The following is a 17,845-nucleotide window of genomic DNA, read 5'->3' on the forward strand; positions in this document are numbered from 1 at the left end:
ATGGAAGTGGCAACCTATCTTTTATTCGTTCTTGGCTGTTTGGGAGCCACTGATATTGCCGTTTATCATAGTTTTGCGCATGGGATTCGGTCGAATCCGGATTCTCGTTTCGAACTGATTGTGCATAGCTTGCGTGGTCCTACTTATGCACTCCTGTTTTTGTTGATACCGAATGTAACGCTGCATGGAATTTACTTCTGGTGTCTGATTGCTCTGTTTGTGATTGATGTCGGGATTTCGATTGTTGACTTCGCATTGGAAAGAGAGAGTCGTCGTTTTCTGGGCGGTCTGCCGAGTGGTGAGTATGTTTTACATATCATCATGGGAATGTTATTCGGGGCGCTGGTAACGGCAGTCTGTTTCGGCGCTTTGGAATGGCGGGATCTGCCAACTCAAATAGCGTATGCCCCCGCCTCAGTGCCGGATTTATTACGTCTGGTGATGGTCGTGATGGCGGCGCTGGTTTTGATTTCTGGAATCCAGGATGCGGTTGCCGCCTGTCGATTGACAGGTCAATCAGTGCGAGGGGATCAATTTTCTCATTCAAACGGAGCAAAACAGTAATGGGAATGTATCATGTCTTCTGGCAAGTCTCGCCGTGGCTGATATTCCTGGTGGGGTGCGCTGCTTTGTATTTGATTATGACCTGGCCTGCAGTGAACGGAAAATGGTGGCTGGTGGTTTCGATGTCTTTGATATTATTGACCGAAGCGTTTTCTCATCTGCTCCCTTACTTAGTTAATCATTCCGGAATCGATGAAGGCGGGAATATGTTGATGGGACCTGACGAATATTCGCATTTCTGGAAATACGGGATGATTCTGGCTTCGCTATCAATGTTTGGTAAGCTGTTATTTATAGTGGCTGTGTTTCAGTTGCGTACTCAGTTGAGAAAAATTCTGGTGCGTTTTTCTCCTGATAGCGATGTGAGGTAAAACCTATGCAGCGAATTCAACCTGTTTTATTCCACAACAAATTTATCATTCTTTTATTGAAAGTGAATTAATGGGTTATATTCAAATTTTCTACACTATCAACGGGTTTGTGATCGCGATGATCGCGGTTGCGATGTTGGTGATCGTTCTCAGGTGGCCTGCAAACAAAGCTCAGACCTGGTTCATTCTATTTCTGCTGATCGCTGTTTTAACAGGGCTCTATTATTGTGGCCTGCATTTGATGTATCATTTTGCGGATGGAGATTTCTTGGAGAAGTTTCGAGAGTCGATAAATCAATTGAACATTCTGATTTCTTCTATCAGGACGTTGGGTTATGTTTTCCTCATGATTGGCCTGATTCAGTCAGGGAAACTGTTTCGTGAATCCAAACGGAAAACGCCTACGGAAATCGAGCTTTGGGAAAATTAAACTGCATTCGAGATCAGGATTGATGTCAAACTTATATCATAAGTACCGATATGGTGGGCGTTCGATGAGGGAGGTAAAACCTATGCAGCAAATCGATCTGATTGTGCTTGTTGCAATCGTACTTTTTTTGCTGGTGATGCCTTTTGTTATCAAGGGGTGTCTGGCAGACCTGTATCGTCATAAAGAGGGTTCGGGTGGGAAATCGGGAGTGATGGCCGGGATGATGCTGGAGATGGATCGCATTGTGAACCCCGCGGGTGCTCATGTGAGTGAGGCGAAAGAAGTGGAAACTCGTGAAGATGAAGTGGGAGGGGATTAGATACTGCAAATCAAAATTCCAAAGTGGAAGCGCAATTTGTGAGTGGAACAAGGTTCGGCAATAAGAATGAATTCTAAAGACCGGCTGATTTATGTGTTGTATGCGGTTTCTGCGATTGGTTTGATGCCGTTCGCGCAGTGGGGTGTGCTGGCGAAGTATGGCAGTGGTTTCTTTTTCGTGTTTACGATGTTTTATCTATTTTTGTTTCTGGCTGCTGTTCTGTCATTGCCGGTGTTGCTGGTACGTGTTTGCTTCAAACGGTATCGCACTCGGGCCCTGCCCTGGTTACTGCTCGCCCTGTTTTATCTTCCTTGTTATGTGGTGGGTAGTTATCTGGAAGATCAAGTCTGGGTGTCAGGGTGGGAAGCGTTCACCGAACGGAGTTTGCCTTTGACCCAGGCGATTAAGGCATATGAACGCGATCACAGCGCGCCGCCAAAGAGACTGGATGATCTAGTGCCCGATTACCTGTCCGTTGTTCCGGATACGGGCATCAGAGCATGCCCGGAGTTTCATTATCATTCGGACTCGCCAACCAGAAATGAATACGATGGGAATCCGTGGGCCATTTCCGTGTGGACACCTTGTATTGGAGTTGGCTTCGATCAGATGCTGTATTTTCCGAAGCAGAACTATCCCAAACGCGGCTATGGTGGATGGCTGGAACCGGTGAAGGATTGGGCCTATGTGCATGAGTAAAGGATGTAGGAGTGAATTGAAATAGAGCGGTACTCCAAAGTGGAGTGGTCGATATTCTACTTGACCTTTCAAAAAAAAGGCCTGGTACTACACGATTGTGTAATGGGTTGGTATGTTGACTTGTGTATGAATTTGCATGTAGATTAATAGAACCGATTGGCTTGCTTGTTTCTACTGAATCTGGCAGAGAACAGGCATGCAATCAGGATTTACAATTTCCAGAGAATCTCAGCAGAAGAACGACATCAAGATGGATGAAGAAGAAGAACTGTCAAAACTAAAATGGATTCTGATTGCAGGAATCGCTTTTTTGGTATCGGGGTATCTGTCATTTCAGGAACTTAAATTTGCTGTGTGGGGTACTACTGCAGAAGCCGAAGTGGCACGCACATTTGAAACCAGAAATTCTCGAAAGGGTGGTAGCCTACTTGCTGTGGAATATACGTTTACAGACAAAGAGGGGAAGCATCACAGTGAACGTGACGATGTCCCCAGCAGTTGGCCGACTCCCGGACCGAAAGTAAACATTCAATATTTGCCCGGCGTCGAGGATTCATCTCGTCTCGAAGGACACTCCAGTAAAGTAGCGGTGTGGATCTTTCTCGGTTGTTGTGCCTGGCTGTGTTATGCCGGGTTCCAGTTGTATCAGCTTGCAAGTGAAGCGGTAGACGGACCGCCTCGGCGAAGAAAAAGATGATCACAGCAGTGCGCGAACAGGAATAAGAGTAATAAAACACTATCGAAAGCTGATCAGATCTCTGTGTCGAATTAGGATACTCATATGGCGCAACGCAAACGGGATACCTCACTGGGTGAAGGAGTCTATTATGCTCCCGGTGATTATATCGGGATCTGGCGTCGCATCGTCATTCTCGTCGTTGATCTTGTAGTGCTGTATGCCATCTATTATTCATCTGCGTCTCTCTGCATTGCTTTGACGAATGATCTTACCGATACGTATTTTCTCTATTATTATCTTTTTGTGTGGGCCTATCTTACGATTCTCAAAGCTTCGAAATTGCGAACCGCAGGTTATTGGCTTGCCAATGCGCGGATTGTCAATCTGCGTGGAAAGAGGCCCTCCGTTTTTCGTATGACATATCGTCTGTTGTTTTGGTTAGTCGGTCCCTTTGTTTTCATATTTGATCTGATGTGGGTCGCTACAGATGATGATCGACAGACATTACGCGATCGATTTGCTGGTACCTGCGTAATCAAAAACAATGCAGAATCAATGGGGACCGCTGAAATTCATATGACTTACTATAGTGCGTTAGGTTATAATCTGATGTATCCGCGTGTGACGCGAATCAAATCTGATGAAGGCAAACCAGTCATAGAGGAAAGTGAAGCGCACTAAACACTGGTGATTAAAACGGGGCTCCTGTTTCCATCTGATCGTTTTGAAAAGAGTCATGGCATTACATTTACCGGTTGGAGTTAGTTTATGCGAAAACTGGCGATTGGCAGATTGACTGGTGTTGTGCTTGCTTTGCTTTCGATAATGAGTGCCGTTTTCTTTTATTCATCTGCGAATTATATGTTTGAGCAGTTTCAGAAATGGACGACTGCTCGTCCCATGATGACGGAGATTGATTTCTCACAGCCGGGGACGATCACTGTTCCTTTTCGCCAGACATGCAGCATTTCACATGGTGAGGGAATTTTTCTGGATCATGATGTTAAGGATGAGAATGGCGCTCTTCCCGTCGGGCTATTGTCAGGTTTGTCAGCCAGGATTGTGATTCATGATCAAGAGGGAAAAGAAATCGTCCGAAGATCGTTAATCGATTATCGAGATCAGCCTTTGGGTAGTCGGATCGTACGAGTTGCTCCTGGGGAAATTCTGCTGGCTGATCTTCCCACATTCAAAACGAGGCAATACACGGCGACCATTACGATTGACGAAGGACTGCCTGCATTGGCTGGGCTGCCGCAGACGATCTACGCGAAATACCAGTTGTGTGGTTGCGAACAGATGGCAGGAGCAATATTTAGTTTTTATTCATTCAGTGCCGGTTTTATCGGGCTGATTGCTGTTTTGGTCGTGACGCCCGGATTGTGGCACAGTGGTATCTGGCGCGATGTGAAAGTTGAAGTGAAACCTGAGAGTGATATGTCATGAGTTTACAGCAGGAAATCGCGGTCTGGAATGGGAAGTCGGTTGAGGATCTGGAGGAGATTTACGAGCGGCACGGTTCGGAAACGGGGGTGGGGGTAGAACTTGTACTACTTCTGAAAGAGCCTGCGTTGCAACGGGGCGTCAGCTGGTTGCTGAAACGGTATCTGGAAGAGGGTAAGGGTGGCGCGTTATCAACGGATGATCTGAATCGGGTTTTTGAATCGTTGTCGGATCTGGAAGAGTGGGAATCGAAACTGCATCTGCTGCAAAGTCTGCCATTTCTGACGATTGGGAAACGGAATGTCAAACGTGTGGAATCGTTTTTGCGAGGCTGTGTGGAGAGTGAAAATAAATTTGTGCGGGCCTGGGCTTATAATGGTTTCTATGAGCTGGCGCTGCAGCATCCGAAGTATCAAACTGAAGTTGATCAGATTCTGGGTCATGCGATGCAGGATGAGGCAGCATCGGTCAAAGCGCGGATTCGGAATATCAGGAAGGACTTGAAATGAGGAAAGTATTACTGACGGGATTCGAAGCATATGGAAATACGCCGACTAATCCGGCAGAGTCAGTGGCGAGAGTCTTAGACGGCACTGCTGTTGGTGATGCTGAGATTGTTGCCCGGATTGTACCTAATGTATTTTTTGAATGTATCGATTTTGTTACAAACCTGATTGCCGAAGTCCAACCGGAGCTGGTGATCATGCTGGGCGAATACGGTGGTCGGGCGATGATCACCGTGGAACGGCTGGCGCAAAACCTGAATGATGCGACCCGCTACGGGTTGGCGGACAATGCGGGTTGTGCTTTGCAAGGACAACCCACGGCGGTCGAGGGACCTGCGGCGTACTACGCCACACTGCCGCTGCGTGCGATGGTCAAGGGGATGCGGATTGCTGGTATTCCTGCTGATATCTCGGATGCGGCTGGTACATTCTGTTGTAATCATCTGATGTATGGAATTCTGCATCACATCGCTACAGAACGATTGCCGATTCGTGCTGGTTGGATTCACCTGCCCCATTTGCCTTGTGTGGCTGCCCTCGATGAGAATCTGGGGGCTCCCAGTATGTCGGTCGAGACCTCGGCCGCGGGAGTCAGGTTGGGGATTCAGGCTGCTCTTGAAAATTCTCAGGATATTGAAGATGCGAGTTTTTCACGGTTACAAATTTAATATCGTTTTGAAATGAACTTGATGGGATCCAGGGTGTTGTTACTGTAGCGTCAGTTGATGACGCCGAATAATAAATAAAAAAGGAGTTGATGATGGATTTGCAAATGCTGACAACGTTCTTTATGTGGTGCACGATTTTCAATGGGGGCATTCTGATTTTCTGGACGGGCTTTTGTCTGTTCGCGCCCGATTTAGTGTATCGCACGCAAAACGCGTGGTTTCCGCTGCCGCGGGAAACTTTTAATGTGGTGATCTATGCGTTTATTGGTGCTTTTAAGCTGATCTTCCTGGCCTTTAGTCTGGTGCCTTATGTGGCGATGTTGATGATCGGGTAAACGGATTTAAGAGAAATTTGCAGCAGCATGACACAAAATCAATTTCAAAATACATCCGGTCCCCTGCCCGGCGAACGGGACTTCGATCCTTATGACGGTGACCTGGATGCGCAGTCTGCATGGAGGAACTTTGGCGGGTTGACTCTGGCAGAGGCGTACCGGAAATTTTTGGAGCATCCCGGAGCGTACTCAGAAGATTTCATGTGGATGGGGGGCAAGGCGTTTGTCTATTATTTCCCGGTGCTAGAACGCTATCTGCTGGTCACCCCGGTCTGGAGTGAAGAGAATGGAAGTGAGTGGTGCCAGATATTGGGGCTGGGATCTCCAATTCAGTGCCAGTTTACCGAAGACTGTCTGCCGGAAGTTCGGGAACTGGTACCGCGTGTAATGGCGCTGATTACTCATGTGAGAGATGCGATCGACGTTTACGTTTCCAGCGGGCATCCCTACTATTCCAACCCGGAAATCCATCAACATGTTAGCGAAGAATGGGATCAGCTGGAACAGCACCTGCAGAAGTTTGAGGATGGTTGAACGATGAATCAGAATGAAGAAACCTTCGATAAAGTGAAGTTGCAGGTAACTGTGTGTGCTTCTTTTGTGCTGGTATTGGAAATCCTTTAATGCGTCGCAGGGTTATTGGGAAGTAGAGATTGACAATGAGGGTCCTCGTCTGGCTTTGGTGCTCCGCCTTGTGGATTCCGATTCAAAAAGCCTGAGCCGCCGGATTGTGTTCAAGGGCATAGAGGCCAGCGGAGTGAAGTTGGGTACGTTCAAGCTACCCGATGATGCATACAAAATGTCGGGAATGAGCATGACATTTCGGGATGTTACGTTGCGTCCTGGTCGTGTGAGGTTTGAATTTCAGGGGCACGAAATTGACATCATGGTGAGTGCTATTTCGATTGATGGTATGAGCTATGCGTGGGATCAGCTTGAACCAATTGAGATTGTGGAATGATTGGCTCTCGTTAGAATGAACTATGCACAACGAATCTGTCGTTCGAATTAGTCAAGCATAAATTACCCAGGCGCGCTCATGCTTATCTGCCTGTTGAAGAATCGCTTATCTAAGTGGGAATCCTGTCTATTGAATTAAGAAAAAACTTAAATGAGACCTCATCACAGGCTGGGTCTAGACTATAGTCTATAAAGGATCATTGCCTACTCATCACTTCAGCATTGCCGGTGTGGCTGCTGGGCCCCGTTTTCCGCCGAATGAATGTATTTTGAACAAATGGCTCTCTCCCCTGACGAATTTGATTCTGATTCTGATTTGATCTTACTGACGGGGGCGACAGGTTATGTTGGTGGACGATTGCTACAGACGCTGGAACAGCGTGGGGCACGTCTGCGTTGCATGGCGCGGCGTCCGGAAATTCTTCTTCCGCGGGTGGCTACATCCACAGAAGTGGTCGCCGGTGATGTCCTGGATCGTGAGAGCCTGGGTCCCGTACTGGAAGGTGTGAAAGTTGCCTATTATCTGATTCATTCCATGGGCGCCAGTGGTTCGTTTGAAGAAAACGATCGACTGGCGGCGCAGAATTTCGCAGAGGCGGCCTCTGAAGCGGGTGTGGAACGCATTATCTATCTGGGAGGCCTGGGGAATGAAGATGAGGAGCTTTCTGCACATCTGCGAAGTCGTCAGGAGGTGGGCGAGATCTTAAGTGCGCGTGGTGTGCCCGTGTTGGAGTTCCGCGCGTCGATTGTGATCGGATCGGGAAGTCTTTCCTTTGAGATGATTCGTTCTCTGGTGGAACGACTGCCGATCATGATTACGCCGAAGTGGGTCATGCGTTCTGCCCAACCCATTGCGATCGAAGATCTGATAATCTATCTCATCGCGGGATTGAATCGTTTCGGTTCTCAGAGTCGGGTATTTGAAATCGGTGGTGCCGACCAGGTCTCCTATGCTGACATCATGCGTGTTTATGCACGGTCTCGTGGTCTGCGGATTCGGATGATTCGGGTGCCGGTGTTGACGCCTTATCTCTCCAGCCTGTGGTTAGGGCTGGTGACTCCCTTGTATGCCCGAATTGGGCGTAAGCTGATCGAGAGCATTGTGCATTCGACGGTTGTGCGAGATAAGAGTGCGCTCCAGGAATTTGACCTTGAGCCAATGGGTATCGAAGCTGCTGTCAGGCGGGCACTGGAGAATGAAGACAATGCGATCGCGGAAACGCGCTGGTCGGATGCGCTTTCATCTTCGGGGGCTCTTCCTGCCTGGACGGGAGTCCAATTCGGTAGGCGCATGATAGACTCACGGAGCATCGAGGTCGACGTCCTTCCGGCTGTCGCCTTTCAGCCGATTCAGAGGATTGGCGGGGATACCGGCTGGTATGCCTGCAACTGGTTATGGCATCTGCGCGGGATACTGGATCTTCTGGTTGGTGGAGTTGGTATGCGACGTGGACGTGCGCATGATGAAAACCTGCGTGTGGGCGACACGATCGACTTCTGGCGCGTCGAATCCTACGAGCCGGAGCATCGATTACGATTGATCGCTGAGATGAAACTTCCGGGTCGCGCCTGGCTCGAATTCGAGGTAACAGGGAATGGTGAATCTTCCCGGATCACACAGACTGCGATTTACGATCCTGTAGGTCTGTGGGGACGCATATACTGGTATGCTGTCTGCCCGCTGCATTACTTTGTCTTTTCAGGGATGCTGCGAAATATTGCGAAAGCTGCCTTGTTGAATGACGAGCGAACACCTGCCGAAACTTCACAGTAAACTATCAGAGACCGATCTCTCCCCTGCTCTGCTTAGTCTGTTGGCCGTTTCAAAATGTTGTTGTTTACGATGCCCGTTTTTCCGCTGATTGAGAGGACTTTGTCTTCGGGGTTGATTGAGATCGCGGTGTTGCCGAACAGGCTGGCGGGGCTGGCGGAATTTTGAACCACGAAGGCTGCTTTATGGAACTGGCTGATTTTGTTCCCGGTCGCGAAAATATTTGCCTCGGAGGCCTGTAGCGCGTGTCGCCAGCTATGGATTTTATTGTCGTTCATCGTGAGATCTGATCCGGGCAGTGCCCAGATCGCAAAGTTGGGTGGTCCGAACTTGCGTAAAGAGGTGCCTGCAAATTCGTTGTTCTCAGCGCGGACCTTGCCAGCGGCGCGGATGCCGGCGACACCGCCGCCGCGAATGGTGTTGCTGGTCAGAGTGACATCGGCGCCGTTAAAGACCATGACAATTGGTGGCAACCCATTTTTTTGCGAAAGTTCGTTGCCTGACAGCTGTACGGTCCAGCCTGCGTTAACGCCGACGGCGATCTTTCCGTTGTCAATGATGCGGTTATTGATCACTGTGGATCGACCGGATTCGCAGGTGGCGAATCCGATGCCGGAGGATTTATTGTGATGGCAATGGTTGTTGATCAACATGGTTACAGCGTCACTTTGCTGGCCAATTCCGGATTGACCGTTTTCGTAGCATTCGTTGCCGAGAATGGTTGGCGTGGCGTGTGTGCGCGAACCGATGCCGGCCAGTTTGTTTTTATAACAGCGATTGTTACGGATGGTTGGTGAGGCTTCTTCACGCGTGCCGATGCCTGCCATTTCGTTTTCATAACATTGATTCTCTTCAATGACGGGTCGCGTGTGGGCGCCGGTACGAATGCCGATGCCGGCACGGCGGTTTTTAAAGCACTTGTTTCCACGGACGAGGGCTCGGGAACCTTCACTGATTCCGATTCCGGCGCGGATGTTTTCGTAACAGGTATTGTTGATCACGGTGGGACTGGCGTCGTCGTGTCCGATGCCTGCATAGAAATTTTCGAAACAGTGGTTTTGTTCAATGATGGCTGTCGACTTCTGCATCGATCCGATGCCGCCACCCATATTTCGATAACAGAAATTGCGATAAACGTGAGGAGCGCAGCGTTTGCCGGCGACTCCCTGAATCGCGATTCCTGTGTAGCCGATATGATGTACGATGTTATTTTTGATGGTACAGGTAACCCCGATCACGCCAATTCCGGCTGTGCCAGGTTCGCCGATATGTTCGTGTGACTGTTGTTCGCCTTGCGTGGCGTGATGCTTGTTCCATTTGTCGTCGTCGTACTGACCGACGTTGGTTACGGTAAAACCGTCGAGAGTTGAGAAGGGAGCCATCGTTACACCTGCGCCTGCGCCCTGCTCTCCGCCGCCATCGATGATTGTTGTCTCTGCTCTTTTCAAACCGATTTTACCTTTAGTCTCATCGCCGGTACTTTTTAGAGTGAGACCCTCTTTCAATAGAATACGTTCTTTGTAGGTTCCTGCAGAAACCAGAACGGTGTCGCCTTTACTGGCTACATCCACGGCGGCCTGAATCGTTTTATGGTCCGCTGGAACACTGAGCGTGTCAGCGGCTAAGTGTGTGACCCCCCAAAAGGGGGTGAAGAGCACTAGAAGCCCCTGCAGAGGGAGACGGGAGAGGTTTGACAGTTGATGATTGTTGATTGAGATCATGACAGGCTTCTCTCTTCCATTATGAAACGGGTCTATTATGAAACTGGCCCATTGTAAAACGGATTCATAGTCGCGAGGTTTGTCTTCATCGCCGACGGATGTCGCACTCTTTTAAACTAACAGGTTCAAAAGTCAGGTCAAGCGAATCTCTGAATTCAGTGCTTTCAGTCTTTTGTTTGAGGGGCACGCAAATGATCAGTAAATTCTTGACAGCGGATTTCGTGGTGTCATAATGTTTTTTTGTGCGGGTGTGAACTGATTTTCAATCGCTGGACCGGGGGGTTACGAATTTACATCAATGAAGGGTAGGTTTTCGCATGATTATTTACGGCTCGCGAATGTACTTTAAAGAAAACGTTGTCGACTACGTTGGCACTTGTGAACAATGCGGTTACTACACGAAACAGCAGAGTTATGTGGGTCGGAAATTTGGGCACATTTATTGGATACCGCTGTTTCCGCTTGGTGCGCGCTCACAGATATTGAATGAGTGTGGGAACTGCAGTACGGGAACTCATATTCCTCTCAAGGATATGGAACCGATTCAGGACGAGGTTCGAAACAATTTCAAGGAGTGGATAGAACATGTTCAAAACGGGAAGAACGAAGTGCAGCTGGCTGGTGACGAGGAGCCCATCAATGTGGGCATCCTGCTAGCGGGGGCGTTGGAAAATCTGTATTGCCTGCAGGAGATTACCGATGTCAACTCTGTTTTGGCTGTGTTGAAATCGAACGAGATGCATCATGAACATGAAGTTGTGTCCGCCCGCTGGCACGAATTGCAGGGGAATCTGGATCGGGCGATCGCCAGTTATCAGGCGGCGCATAAACTAAGTCCCGAAGATCTCTACATCCTTTTTAACTTAGGCAGAATGGAACGGCTGCTGGGAAAAGACGAGTGTGCGCTGGAAGCATTTCATAAATGTCTGGCGATTGAACCAAAGGCTCTGGATGTGGTGATTGAGATCGCCGGGATTTATGAAAACAAGAATGACTTTCCCAAGATCGTGGAAACGTATGACAAGATTTACGATTTACGGCCGGATCTGATAAGCGAAAAAGGGATGAAAAAACTGTATAAAAAAGCGTGTAAAAAGTCAGGGATTCAAGGTAAGTATTTGTAATTGACTTTCACCGGAACTCAATTTCTTAAATGTGGTTCAATTTAAAACGCGAGAAAGGCAGAGACCGAAATGGCAGCAGCGAGACGAACGGTTACTCAGGATGAAGGCACGTCAACGACGAAAGTCATTGCAATGCTCATGGTTGCAATCGCTCTTGTTGGCTGGGCGTTTGCCGCAGCCGCTTATGCACATGTAGAAGAAGGTTGGCGAATGAATCAGGCTGATCGCGTCAGTGAAGAGGGCGAAGCCAGTGGTTCTGATGAAATAAGTCAGGACGATCGCTTTGAAGATGGAATTAATATCCAACGTGAATCGAGGTCCTCTTTCAGGGACTTCATTTGGAATGCGTTTCGTCAAATCCCGAACTTTTTTTCTGTGGTTGCGTTTAATTTTCAGCATCGATTGTGGCTGGTGATTCTTATAGCTGTGCTGGAAGGAGGCGCCCTGTTTCTGGGTTATGTGATGGGAAAAATTGATTGAGCGTAGTCAAAGTTTTGTGATTGTAGAACTCTCAGTTTAGTTGGCCTAATTCCGATTAGTTCATTGATGTCTCTGGCAATTATATCTATCACCGCATTCAGTGGATTTGCAACAATGAATCAAGAAGAGTATCAAAGACCCCAGCGCAGAGAAAAACGCAGGTCCCCTGCGAAAAAAGTTGAGGCGGAGGGGGCCACAAAATCAAAGACCGAAAAACCGAAATCAAAATCAAAAACAAAGCAGAAAAAAAAGAAAGACGAGGAGCTTTCAACTCATAAGGTGATTGCGATGCTGATGGTCGCAATTGGTCTGTTTGGCTGGGCCTGTTTTGCAGCCGCTTATGCTCATGCAGAAGAAGGCTGGCGATCTAACGAAGCGGAGAAGTTTGCTGAAGAGAATAGTGATATTGAATCTGATGATTCACGATTTGGCAGACGATCCCGAGCAAGAAGTGCCATGATCATAACAGTATTCGTGGCGATGAAGGATTTTGTGCTGAATGCCTTTCGTCAAATACCGAATGTGTTTTCTGTGATTGCGTTTAATTTTCAACATCGGTTGTGGCTGGTGATTTTATTCGCGGTGCTGGAGGGGGGCGCGGTGTTTTTGGGTTACCTCATGGAAAAGGTGGGCGAAAGTTTTGTTGACACTCCGAAATATTAGACTTATTTCATTGATGGAGTCTGCTGTGTATTCAAGGCAGGTGTTATTTAGCGTTGTGAGGAAAATTGAACGCCATTGCAAAATCTTTAACGATCTTCGCCAGTTGAGAAACAAGGTTGTGCACGCAGAGGGTTACTCTTTTTCTGAGGACAGGAAAAACAGTATCTTAATCTGTCAATCAGACTGTCGAACTACCTTGATGAATTGGCTGGGAAAGGATGATTGGCCAGGGTTTCTGATTGTTTGGTAGTGGTGAGAGGTTGGTTTTTTATAATCACTGGGGGCGAGCCACCAGTACCACCAGTACCACCAGTACCACCCGGATGGGACATTTTTAATATGACATAAGGCACTCGAATGATGAGTATGTTTTTATGCACGAGGTGAAGAGTGTGAGCACGTTAACCATTGGTTATGAAACAAACGACTCCCGAATGGGATCTTTTGATAACTCTATCAGAGTAAGAACACCTAGGACTGTTCCAAAAGGCATGAAAATACAACTAATACCACTCACGATCTGACAGAATCGATAATTCGATTTTGCTTCGAGATAACGCGAACACATAAACATTGAGATAGCTAGAGCCACACCACAAGAAATAAATATCAGTGGAATAATGGTAAACACTAATCCAAATATGAATGGAGGAGCAACATCCTCGGATTTAAAACCACCTGCCATAATGGCAATTCCGATAATGAGATGTATGCATGGGAATAGCGAAAACAAAAACATAATCACGCCTACGATCTTATAAAACATTGCTAACAGGCCTATGTTATCTTGTTTTTCAACCATGATTAAATTCCTGTGATCATACAATTGTTATATGTGACCAAGCTGTAGTGAGAACCGGCGATGGTCGTCAACGCATTGTGGTAAACGACATTGTAGCAATTGAAATTCAGCTGCCAAGCTTTTAGTGTCGCAGGGTTGTTGTCAAACAAGAGGAAACTGTCTGGCTATTTGGTCGAATGAGATCTAAAGAATCGATCTCTCATTACCGAAAACAGGACGATCACGATTGATTGTTCTGTTGCTCTGTCAGATTCCTGCTCGCTGTGCTCGGCCCGAATTGCATTCGGGCTTACCCGTCTTTCATGATCACTGGTGGCGATCCACCCAGTACCACACGGACGCATTTACGTGTTTTGTGTGGGGTTTATGCAGTTCCGGATATTCATCTCGAGGTCTGTGTGGCTATGGCATAAAATGTGTGGCTGGTTTTTTAGGTGACTTCTTTGCTGATTCTCTGGTAGGCGGCATCAAGTTCTTCGTCGGTCATGTTTTTGATGTCTTCGGGGGAGATTTCGTTTACCCATGGATCAGGTTTAAAGCGGATTGCTGATTCGGCGCCAATGAGTTTGTCGATGCGTTCGCGGGCGTGCATACGGTCGCGCGTGCTTGATTCTGGTGAATCGATGATGCTGCGATAAAAGTAGAAGGAATCTGCGCGGTGCTGTTCCACTGAGATTTCCAAACGTTCCAGCATTTCCCGGCGGGCACTGCTGATGTAACGTTCGACGGAACGGGGGCTGAGATGGAACTGATCGGCGATGGCGGTTTTGATTTCGGAAGAATATCTTCCGAGACCAATCATTTTTTTAATGAGCCGCAAGATTAATGTTCGTTGTTCTTTTGTCATACGCTGTCTGGGTTTTGGAGTGGGTTGGGAGGTGTTCATGAATTGGTTTCCTGTTTTATGCTGGTGGTCTGTCAGTTTGATAACGCACAGGTTGCATCATGCGGAAGGGCGCGCCGGGGTCAAGCGAATTTTTTTGATTGAAACGTGGAAGAGAGTTGGCGAAATGTTATTAATCGCGGGGTCATATGAGTCGAAGTGTGACCGAAGGCCGTCGATGAGATACGAGACAGCGGGAACTGGTGACGATTTTGCAGGTGAAGAGTTTCAAAACACAGAGACTTTTATAGTGCTGAGATCTTCAGTGTTCGTAAAAAGCAGTGTGCAAAAAACGCATCACGCGCGCGACGCGCATCAACGCATGATGGGATTTCCGATGAGCGAGTCAAGAGCGAAAGTGAGCAGTAGATTGAGGGGCGTGGCGCGGTTTAATAAAGTCGCGGCGAGGTCAAGTTCAGTTTTGTTTCAAACGAATACTGACGCTGGCGGCGTGAGCGGTGAGGCCTTCTTTATCGGCGAGGAGGCAGATGCCAGGGGCGTCGTTTGCCAAAGCCTGCTGGTTGTAGGAGATGACGGAAGAACGTTTGAGGAAATCAATCGAACAGAGGCCATTGGCAAAGCGGGCGGTGCCGCCGGTGGGCAGTACGTGCGATGGGCCGGCGTAATAATCGCCTGTCGCAACGGGGGTATAATGGCCCATGAAGATCGCGCCGGCATTTTGGATTTTAGCAAGCAGTTGTTCTGGATCGTTCGTGGAAATATGAAGATGTTCGGGAGCCAAGAGATCGGTATAGCGGGCTGCTTCGTCTTCGTCGCGTGTGAGAATCAGGGCGCCGTAGTCGAGCAGGCTTTGGCGTGCCAGATCGCCGCGCGGGAGTTCGTTGAGTTGCTCGATCAGCGCGGTACGGACGGCTTCGATGAGTGGTGCATGCCAGGTGATGAGGACTCCCGAACCGGGGCTGTGTTCGGCTTGCGAGATCAGATCGCTGGCGATGAATTCCGGGTTGGCGGTTTCGTCCGCCAGGACGATGACTTCACTGGGGCCGGCAATACTGTCGATATCGACTTCGCCGAACACGTGACGCTTGGCGAGGGCGACGAACAGATTACCGGGGCCGACAATTTTATCAACGCGTTCTATGCCTTCGACACCATAGGCGAGTGCTGCGACGGCTTGTGCACCGCCGACACGATAAATTTCTGTGATGCCCAGTTCATAACAGGCGGCGAGGATGTCGGTGTTGTAGCCTCCGAAATCGGTGGGAGGCACGACGACGACGATCTCTTTTACGCCTGCAGTTTGTGCGGGGATGGCGGTCATCAGGAGTGTCGAGGGATACGCGGCTGCACCGCCGGGAATGCAGACTCCGACGCGTTTCAATGGCAGATAGCGTTGTCGCAATTCGACGTGGGCCTCCCCTGCCTCGCGGGTGACTTTGACATCATCGGGCAGGAGCGCGGATTGGAATTCGATAATGTTATCGCGAATGGTGCGGAGCGTTTTCAGGTACTCCGCATCGGCCTGTTCGTGAGCGGTTTTGAGTTCTTCAGCCGAGACACGCATGGTTTCGGGTGTGAGTTTTTTTTGGTCAAGTTTTTCGGAGTAATCGAGGAGTGCATGGCGTCCTTTATCTCGGACATCATTGCAGATACGTTCGACGACTTCCTGTGGCGAGAGGGGTTCGCCGAAGAGTTCGATCGTGCGTTGACGTCCGGCTTCGGAGACGATGTTGCCGCGCGGGCTGAGTTTTTCGCGGAGTTCGCTGAAGAGCGCGGTGGCGTCGTCGCGGGTGCAGTCGATGGTTGTGATGTTGAGATCGCTGTGTGTCATTGGTCTGTACTATATGAGTCTGTATTATGCGATGCCGGGAACGGGAAAGTTTTGGGTGAATTCCCCAATTTCCCCTTTGACGGCTTCAATATTGGAATCATTATCGGGATCACTCAGGACGCGGAGAATCCAAGCACCGACTTTTTTCATTTCGTCTTCCTGCATGCCTCGCGTGGTGAGGGCGGCGGTGCCGATGCGGATGCCACTGGGGTCGAGAGGTTTGCGTTGATCGTAGGGGATCATATTTTTGTTGACTGTGATGCCTGCTTTGTCGAGTGCTTCTTCGGCGATTTTTCCGGAGAGGTCGATTGCGGTGACATCGCAGAGCATCAGATGGTTGTCGGTTCCGCCGGAAGCGAGTTTGATGCCGCCTGCCATCAGGGTTTCTGCCAATGTTTTGGCGTTCTTGACGATTTGCTGAGCGTACTCTTTGAACGAAGGTGCGATCGCTTCTTTGAAGCAGGTTGCTTTGCCGGCGATTACGTGTTCGAGTGGACCGCCCTGAATTCCGGGGAAGACCTCTCGGTTCAAGTCTTTGGCATATTTCTTTTTCATCAAGACGAAACCGGAACGTGGGCCTCGGAGTGTTTTGTGTGTGGTGGATGTTACGAAGTCGGCGACTTCGACGGGGTTGTTGTGTACGCCTCCTGCGACGAGTCCGGCGTAGTGCGCCATGTCGACCATCAGGATCGCGCCGACTTCCTGGGCGATTTCTGCAAACTTGGGGTGATCGATTTCGCGGGGATAAGCAGAGGCACCGGCGATGATCATTTTCGGTTTGTGTTCGCGGGCGAGTTTAGCTACCTGGTCATAGTCGATCTGGTGGTTGTCTTCCCGTACGCCGTAAGGGACGGGATTGTAGAGTGTGCCGGAGAAATTCAGTTTCATGCCGTGTGTCAAGTGGCCGCCGTGTGCGAGGTCCATTGCGAGGAAGGTATCACCGGGTTTCAAAACGGTGAAATAGACGGACATGTTGGCCTGGGATCCGGAGTGTGGCTGAACGTTGGCATATTCGGCACCGAAGAGTTCGCATGCACGTTGGCGTGCGATATCTTCGATGACGTCGACATATTCACAGCCCCCATAGTACCGTCGGCCGGGAAGTCCTTCGGCATATTTATTGGTGAGGATCGATCCGGCGGCTTCCATGACGGCTGCGCTGGTGTAATTTTCGGAAGCGATCAGCTCGAGGCCGTGTTTTTGTCTTTTTGCTTCCGATTTAATAAGGTTCCAGATTTCGGGATCACACGACTCAAGCACGGACATTCCTATAAACTCCCATGGAAATATAGTCAAAAATCGAGGGTAAAAACGGTACATGGAGGGTATGTAACTTATTTTGCTCCCTTATAATGAAGGTTTGCTCTGAAAGCTACCCAACAGATTCGCGTATCAGTATCCTCGGAGAAAGTTTACTGGTCATGTGAATGATATTTTCGACACACTCACCTGATAACCCCCTTTTTACTCGAAATTCCTTGATTGATACATTATTACTTAACCTATGGCGGAAACTGACGAAGAACAACCTGATCAACTGCTACAAGGCTCTCCCGCGTTGCAGGGGGAGCGAGTGGTGTTTACCGGAACGCTTGCCTCGATGACACACCAGAAAGCCTGGGAGTTCGTTGAACT

22 protein-coding genes are annotated in these 17,845 nt (G+C 48.9%); 17 read left to right on the plus strand and 5 right to left on the minus strand.

What is annotated here, in order from left to right; all coding sequences use genetic code 11:
• The 14 genes from Q0668_RS07875 (at position 1) to Q0668_RS07940 (ending at position 8,748) form a co-directional block, all read left to right on the plus strand.
• The gene (locus Q0668_RS07875; protein ID WP_298862415.1) at positions 1-564 is read left to right on the plus strand and encodes a hypothetical protein; all 564 of its coding nucleotides are present in this window, start codon (positions 1-3) and stop codon (positions 562-564) included.
• A complete protein-coding gene (locus tag Q0668_RS07880; protein ID WP_298862418.1) occupies positions 564-935 on the plus strand; it encodes a hypothetical protein in 372 nt (123 codons plus the stop codon). Before Q0668_RS07875 ends, Q0668_RS07880 begins: the two co-directional genes overlap by 1 nt.
• A 70-nt stretch (positions 936-1,005) precedes the next feature.
• Positions 1,006-1,365, plus strand: a complete 360-nt coding sequence (locus Q0668_RS07885; protein ID WP_298862421.1) for a hypothetical protein — start codon at positions 1,006-1,008, stop codon at positions 1,363-1,365.
• An 82-nt stretch (positions 1,366-1,447) separates the two neighbouring features.
• Positions 1,448-1,684 carry a hypothetical protein gene (locus tag Q0668_RS07890; RefSeq protein ID WP_298862425.1) on the plus strand — a complete coding sequence of 79 codons (237 nt, stop codon included), beginning with the start codon at positions 1,448-1,450 and terminating at the stop codon, positions 1,682-1,684.
• A gap of 66 nt (positions 1,685-1,750) precedes the next feature.
• The gene (locus Q0668_RS07895) at positions 1,751-2,383 is read left to right on the plus strand and encodes a hypothetical protein (protein ID WP_298862428.1); all 633 of its coding nucleotides are present in this window, start codon (positions 1,751-1,753) and stop codon (positions 2,381-2,383) included.
• A 196-nt stretch (positions 2,384-2,579) separates the two neighbouring features.
• Positions 2,580-3,080, plus strand: a complete 501-nt coding sequence (locus Q0668_RS07900; protein WP_298862431.1) for a hypothetical protein — start codon at positions 2,580-2,582, stop codon at positions 3,078-3,080.
• 84 nt (positions 3,081-3,164) lie between these two features.
• On the plus strand, positions 3,165-3,743 hold the full coding sequence (locus Q0668_RS07905; protein WP_298862434.1) for an RDD family protein: 579 nt from the start codon (positions 3,165-3,167) through the stop codon (positions 3,741-3,743).
• Between the two features lie 87 nt (positions 3,744-3,830).
• On the plus strand, positions 3,831-4,508 hold the full coding sequence (locus Q0668_RS07910) for a hypothetical protein (protein ID WP_298862437.1): 678 nt from the start codon (positions 3,831-3,833) through the stop codon (positions 4,506-4,508).
• The gene (locus Q0668_RS07915; RefSeq protein ID WP_298862440.1) at positions 4,505-5,014 is read left to right on the plus strand and encodes a hypothetical protein; all 510 of its coding nucleotides are present in this window, start codon (positions 4,505-4,507) and stop codon (positions 5,012-5,014) included. Before Q0668_RS07910 ends, Q0668_RS07915 begins: the two co-directional genes overlap by 4 nt.
• The gene (gene pcp, locus Q0668_RS07920) at positions 5,011-5,679 is read left to right on the plus strand and encodes a pyroglutamyl-peptidase I (protein ID WP_298862443.1); all 669 of its coding nucleotides are present in this window, start codon (positions 5,011-5,013) and stop codon (positions 5,677-5,679) included. Before Q0668_RS07915 ends, pcp begins: the two co-directional genes overlap by 4 nt.
• Before the next feature lie 89 nt (positions 5,680-5,768).
• On the plus strand, positions 5,769-6,014 hold the full coding sequence (locus tag Q0668_RS07925) for a DUF6868 family protein (protein ID WP_298862445.1): 246 nt from the start codon (positions 5,769-5,771) through the stop codon (positions 6,012-6,014).
• Positions 6,015-6,041: 27 nt separating this feature from the next.
• Positions 6,042-6,548 (plus strand): hypothetical protein, encoded by a 507-nt coding sequence (locus Q0668_RS07930; RefSeq protein ID WP_298862448.1) that lies wholly within the window; start codon positions 6,042-6,044, stop codon positions 6,546-6,548.
• A 55-nt stretch (positions 6,549-6,603) separates the two neighbouring features.
• Positions 6,604-6,975: a hypothetical protein gene (locus Q0668_RS07935; protein ID WP_298862451.1), complete on the plus strand. Its 372-nt coding sequence runs from the start codon at positions 6,604-6,606 to the stop codon at positions 6,973-6,975.
• A gap of 276 nt (positions 6,976-7,251) precedes the next feature.
• Complete coding sequence (locus Q0668_RS07940; protein ID WP_298862454.1) at positions 7,252-8,748, plus strand: SDR family oxidoreductase; 1,497 nt, start codon at positions 7,252-7,254, stop codon at positions 8,746-8,748.
• A gap of 32 nt (positions 8,749-8,780) precedes the next feature.
• Here the strand turns inward: Q0668_RS07940 and Q0668_RS07945 are convergent, their stop codons facing one another.
• On the minus strand, positions 8,781-10,466 hold the full coding sequence (locus Q0668_RS07945; protein WP_298862457.1) for a right-handed parallel beta-helix repeat-containing protein: 1,686 nt from the start codon (positions 10,464-10,466) through the stop codon (positions 8,781-8,783).
• 317 nt (positions 10,467-10,783) lie between these two features.
• Between Q0668_RS07945 and Q0668_RS07950 the strand changes: the two genes are divergently transcribed.
• The 3 genes from Q0668_RS07950 to Q0668_RS07960 all read left to right on the plus strand — a co-directional run bounded on the left by Q0668_RS07950 (position 10,784) and on the right by Q0668_RS07960 (position 12,733).
• A complete protein-coding gene (locus Q0668_RS07950; RefSeq protein WP_298862460.1) occupies positions 10,784-11,590 on the plus strand; it encodes a hypothetical protein in 807 nt (268 codons plus the stop codon).
• Positions 11,591-11,659: 69 nt separating this feature from the next.
• A complete protein-coding gene (locus tag Q0668_RS07955; RefSeq protein WP_298862463.1) occupies positions 11,660-12,070 on the plus strand; it encodes a hypothetical protein in 411 nt (136 codons plus the stop codon).
• 114 nt (positions 12,071-12,184) lie between these two features.
• Positions 12,185-12,733, plus strand: coding sequence for a hypothetical protein (locus tag Q0668_RS07960; RefSeq protein ID WP_298862466.1), 549 nt, complete (start codon positions 12,185-12,187; stop codon positions 12,731-12,733).
• Positions 12,734-13,145: 412 nt separating this feature from the next.
• Here the strand turns inward: Q0668_RS07960 and Q0668_RS07965 are convergent, their stop codons facing one another.
• The 4 genes from Q0668_RS07965 to glyA all read right to left on the minus strand — a co-directional run bounded on the left by Q0668_RS07965 (position 13,146) and on the right by glyA (position 17,476).
• Entirely contained in the window at positions 13,146-13,535 is a 390-nt protein-coding gene (locus Q0668_RS07965) for a hypothetical protein (protein ID WP_298862469.1), read from the minus strand.
• Between the two features lie 430 nt (positions 13,536-13,965).
• Positions 13,966-14,421 carry a hypothetical protein gene (locus Q0668_RS07970; protein ID WP_298862473.1) on the minus strand — a complete coding sequence of 152 codons (456 nt, stop codon included), beginning with the start codon at positions 14,419-14,421 and terminating at the stop codon, positions 13,966-13,968.
• A 412-nt stretch (positions 14,422-14,833) separates the two neighbouring features.
• The gene (gene hisD, locus Q0668_RS07975; RefSeq protein WP_298862476.1) at positions 14,834-16,210 is read right to left on the minus strand and encodes a histidinol dehydrogenase; all 1,377 of its coding nucleotides are present in this window, start codon (positions 16,208-16,210) and stop codon (positions 14,834-14,836) included.
• Between the two features lie 24 nt (positions 16,211-16,234).
• On the minus strand, positions 16,235-17,476 hold the full coding sequence (glyA, locus tag Q0668_RS07980; RefSeq protein ID WP_298862479.1) for a serine hydroxymethyltransferase: 1,242 nt from the start codon (positions 17,474-17,476) through the stop codon (positions 16,235-16,237).
• Positions 17,477-17,845: the final 369 nt, after the last annotated feature.

Origin of the sequence: uncultured Gimesia sp. (genome assembly GCF_937910335.1) — a bacterium.
Classification (GTDB): Bacteria; Planctomycetota; Planctomycetia; order Planctomycetales; family Planctomycetaceae; genus Gimesia.